The organism is Candidatus Alcyoniella australis (assembly GCA_030765605.1).
Taxonomy (GTDB): domain Bacteria; phylum Lernaellota; class Lernaellaia; order JAVCCG01; family Alcyoniellaceae; genus Alcyoniella; species Alcyoniella australis.
This window is the reverse complement of sequence record JAVCCG010000049.1, coordinates 1-4154: the sequence shown is the minus strand read 5'-3', so window position 1 is coordinate 4154 and position 4154 is coordinate 1. Positions and strand designations below refer to the sequence as shown.

Genomic DNA, 4154 nt, shown 5'->3' with positions numbered 1-4154 from the left:
GGGTCGTGGGTTCCGAAAATTTCGTCCATGTTGATTTCACTTGCTTTTTCGTGATTGTCTTGAACTTGAAATGCTTTTGGCAAGAAAATCTTGCTCGAAATTGACCCTTCCCCCTGAACCGAGTCCGGTTTAAATGTTAGCTTTGGTCTCTTCTGAAGGGGGAAGAAATGGCCAAGAAGACCAATGTCGAGAAGGTGATTCGCAATCTCCGCAAGGTCGAGGCTCTTTAATCTCAAGGGCGTACATCATAGGGTCGAATTCGGGATCAACATGTTTCGAACGTCGCAGATTGCGAGTAGATTATTCACATAAACAATTCATCTTGCTAAAATAGGCTAATTCAGATAGTCTCGCAACGTATTGATTTCATTGACGGACGAGTTTTGGCGAGCGCCAGCTCGTCAACGAGGCGCACAAGGCGCCGCGGTAGAAGCTTCATGAATAGTCCGGGCTGGACGAACGTCAATGGTTGAGCCGGCTTGAAAGTGTCTCAGACGCCGCCACAAGCTGCTTCCAGCGGGCCTGCGCGCACGGTCGGCTACCTGCTAGTCACACTGTTCGCCCTCGGCTTTACCGTTATTTTCGCGCAGCGAATGATCGATCAGCGGACGCGTGGCGTGGCGATCTCAGAACTGGCGCTGTTCACCCAGACCCACAATAACATCTTGCTGCGCGGGGCGATGCTCAACAGCGAGGAGGGCAACCACAACGCCTTTCATGTCAGCCCGATCATCTGGCCGCTCTCGCTGATCTACTGTTGCCGCCCCTCGCCGGACACGCTGTTGGTGCTCAACGTGCTGTTGATCGCGTTGGGGGGCGTGTTGCTCTACGGCCTGGCGCTGAGGGAGCTCGAGGGTCCGTTGCTCGCGCTGCTCGCGGCGCTGGTCTTCTTCTGCTGGCCCGCGGTCCACGGCCTGGCTCTGTCCGGCTACCACCCGCTGGTGGCGGCGGTCCCGCTGCTGATCTGCTTTCTGCGCTCGATCAGTGCGCAACGGCTCCGGCCGCTCGCGATCTTCGCGTCGTTTACACTGTTGTTGGCGGTGCGCGAGGATCTGGCGCTGACCACCACAGCAATCGGCCTCTGGCTGCTGCTCGCCCGAAAAAAACGCTTCTGGGGAGCGCTGATCCTGGGCGTCTGGCTGTGCTGGCTGGTCCTCTCCACCCAGGTGATCATGCCCGATTATCAACGGCGCGTGGACCGCACGCAGATCCTCAAACAGGACGAACACCGGCGCCGATACGATTTCCTGGTCCACGGCCGGATCCAGGGCTCGCTGTTGAATAAACCCCGGAGCGGAAGCTACATGCTCGGCCTGTTCGGCGGTCTGGGCTTCGTCCCCCTGGGATCGCCGGCCGTTGCCGCGCTGAGCCTGCCGACCCTGGGCCTGAACCTGCTGAGCTGGTACCCGGGACAGCGCTGGCTGGCCAGTCATTACTCGGCCGCCGCGGTTCCGGTGCTGGCGGTGGCATTCGTTTTCACCTTGAAGAGGCGCGGTTCGAGGCGGCGTCTTCTTTTATTGCTGCTGGCGATGGTTGTGGCCCTGGGCACCGCGGCCTGGAGCGCTCAGGGCCCGCAGAAGCTCTACAATCCGCAACAGCGTTACCATCGCACCTGGCTGGACTGGCCTGAGCTCAGCCGTCCGCAGGCCGAGTACTGCCGACGGACGATGGCCGCGGCCGTTCAGACCTGCAACCGCACGATGGTCAGCGGCAGCGTAGCCGTCTTGTCCGATGGAGAGGTATCGTTCGTCAACTCATTCAATGCGAGGCTGCTGGCCGCCAATCCCGGCATTGACTGCCTGATCCTCGACCAACACAACTTTCCGGAATGGGCGCTGGCCCATGAGTTCGAGCCCCGCATCACGGACTCCATTGCTAAACGTTTCGATCTTGTGAACGCTTCGCGCGACCAGCGTATTCTCTGGTTCCATCGAAAACAGCTCCATCGATGACAGCTTCGCCGGGAGGAGCGCTCCCGGGGCATCTGCTCTCAGACTTGCTTTATGGAAGTTGCGTGTCCCTCGCCAAAATTAGATCACGGGTGATTTCGACCTCTGGTTCGGGTCATCGCTCATCCGCAGCAGCGGGTCCCATAGGCGGAAGCCTCAGCCCGGGCAGTGGTTCAAGTAAAATGCCGTCAAATGTACGCACTCCGGCCCTGATCGACATATACCGCTCACAGCCTGAAATCAGCGAACCCTACGCCGCGTCAGGCCATTCGTAGCGATGGTGCAGGGCGCCGACTCGCGGCAGGGCGATGACTAGCGCGGCGTCCGAAGATCGCGTGGCGCAATCGCCTTTCGCTTCTCTGCCGCAGCCCTCGCACACGCCACTCTAATCGCGCTCCGCAGCTCTCGTACGTTGCCTGGCCAGGGGTGGCGGCGGAGCAAATGAGCCGCCGCCGGCTGAATCCGAAGAGCCGATCCTTCTCCCACCCCGCACTCCCCGATAAACGCCCTCGCCAGCATCGTGATGTCGCTGGGCCGCTCGCGGAGCGGAGGGATCTGCACGACGGCCGCGGCGACACGGTAATACAGATCGACCCTGAACGTCCCCTCGTCCACCAGCGCCTTCAGATCCCGATTGGTCGCCGCGACGACTCGGACGTCCACGGGGATCGCCCGGCTACTGCCCACCCGCACAACCTCGCCCTCCTGGATCACCCGTAGCAGAATGGCCTGGAGGTCCAGCGGCAGATCGCCGATCTCGTCGAGAAACAGCGTTCCGCCATTGGCGACTTCGAAGTGGCCCTTGCGCCTGGAGATCGCCCCGGAGAACGCTCCTTTCTCGTGGCCCAGGAACTCGCTCTGTGCCAGGCCCTCAGAGATAGCGCCACAGTTGATGGCGATAAAGGGATTGGCTCGACGACCGCTGTACCAGTGGATGGCGCGGGCTACGCCCTCCTTGCCAGTGCCTGTTTCGCCCTGGACCACGACTGGAAAATCGGCCGGCGCATAGACCTTGCGAACCTCCTGGAAAATCTTGGCCAGGTTCGCATCCCGGGTGACCAGTTGCTTTTCAGGCCCGTATTCCAGGGCCTCGATGCGTCGGAGCGCTTTCATGGTAAAAAGCATACGGGAGGGCGGCTGCTACAGTCCTCGCCAAACGTTCGCCTTGTGATCGTATTTTTATCGCCTGCGGTTCATTTCCTTTGACGACTCGTATTAGAGTCGCCAGACTATCGTGAGAAGATCGTTTCGCGGAAAACGGATGAGTATGAATAAGCGCACATTTTTAATGGGTCTGGTGGTTCTTGTTTTTTCCACCTCGGTCTGCCTGGCCGCGGACTCGACCAACACGATAACTGCCCAGGTCATCCGTGCCGTCGACGGCGACACCCTGGAAGTGCTGATCGACGGCCACTCCGAGAAGGTCCGGCTCATCGGCGTGGACACGCCGGAGACCGTGCATCCGAGCAAGCCAGTCCAGTACTACGGTAGGGAGGCCAGCGCCTTCACGCACCGCATGGCAGATGGCAAGACGGTGCGCCTGGAACTCGACCAGGCGAGCGCAGCCACTGGGCATCGTGATCACTATGGCAGGCTACTGGCCTACGTGTTCTTACCCGACGACACCCTGCTGAACGCCGAGATCATCAAGCAGGGCTACGGCCACGCGTACACGCGGTTTCCGTTTTCCAGGATGGAAGAGTTCCGCGCGCTCGAACGCGAGGCGCGTGAGGCTGGCAGGGGGTTGTGGGGCCCAGGAGGAGAAGCGATGCCAACGCCATCACCAACGCCGGCGGATCGGTCGTGCCTGATCAAGGGCAACATCAACTCCCGCGGCGAGAAGATCTACCACTTGCCTGGCATGCAGTATTACGCCCAGACCGTGATCGACGAGTCGTCCGGCGAGCGCTGGTTCTGCACGGAAGAGGAGGCGATAGCGGCGGGGTGGCGTAAATCCAAACGGTAGCCGTCCGCGCTTACCCGCAAACGCGTACTTCACCTTCTGGCAAGTCCAACCAGTATCCAACGTGCAGCTTCGTCTTGATCAGCCCCTGGACTTCACGCGGTGGAATCCTTTTTCCATTACCGGTCATCCTGCACAGAGCCCGGACCAGCTTGTGTTTGGTGTCCGCGATCTGGTGATCGTAGATCGGGTTGTCGGCAGCGTCGCAGGCTCCCCAGATGCTGTCGTAGATTTCGCGCTTG

5 protein-coding genes are annotated in these 4154 nt (G+C 60.3%); 2 read left to right on the top strand and 3 right to left on the bottom strand.

Annotated features, from left to right (window positions below):
- On the bottom strand, window positions 1-236 hold a 236-nt coding region (locus P9M14_05625; GenBank protein MDP8255209.1), incomplete at its 3' end, for a hypothetical protein.
- A gap of 357 nt (window positions 237-593) precedes the next feature.
- Between P9M14_05625 and P9M14_05620 the strand changes: the two genes are divergently transcribed.
- Entirely contained in the window at window positions 594-1952 is a 1359-nt protein-coding gene (locus tag P9M14_05620) for a DUF2079 domain-containing protein (protein MDP8255208.1), read from the top strand.
- Between the two features lie 309 nt (window positions 1953-2261).
- On the opposite strand, the gene P9M14_05615 is transcribed toward P9M14_05620, so the two are convergent.
- Window positions 2262-3062 (bottom strand): sigma-54 dependent transcriptional regulator, encoded by an 801-nt coding sequence (locus P9M14_05615; protein ID MDP8255207.1) that lies wholly within the window; start codon window positions 3060-3062, stop codon window positions 2262-2264.
- A gap of 154 nt (window positions 3063-3216) precedes the next feature.
- Here P9M14_05615 and P9M14_05610 point away from each other — a divergent pair, with 154 nt between their 5' ends.
- On the top strand, window positions 3217-3915 hold the full coding sequence (locus P9M14_05610) for a thermonuclease family protein (protein MDP8255206.1): 699 nt from the start codon (window positions 3217-3219) through the stop codon (window positions 3913-3915).
- A gap of 10 nt (window positions 3916-3925) precedes the next feature.
- Here P9M14_05610 and P9M14_05605 read toward each other — a convergent pair.
- The coding region (locus P9M14_05605) for a hypothetical protein (GenBank protein MDP8255205.1) at window positions 3926-4154 on the bottom strand (229 nt) is incomplete at its 5' end.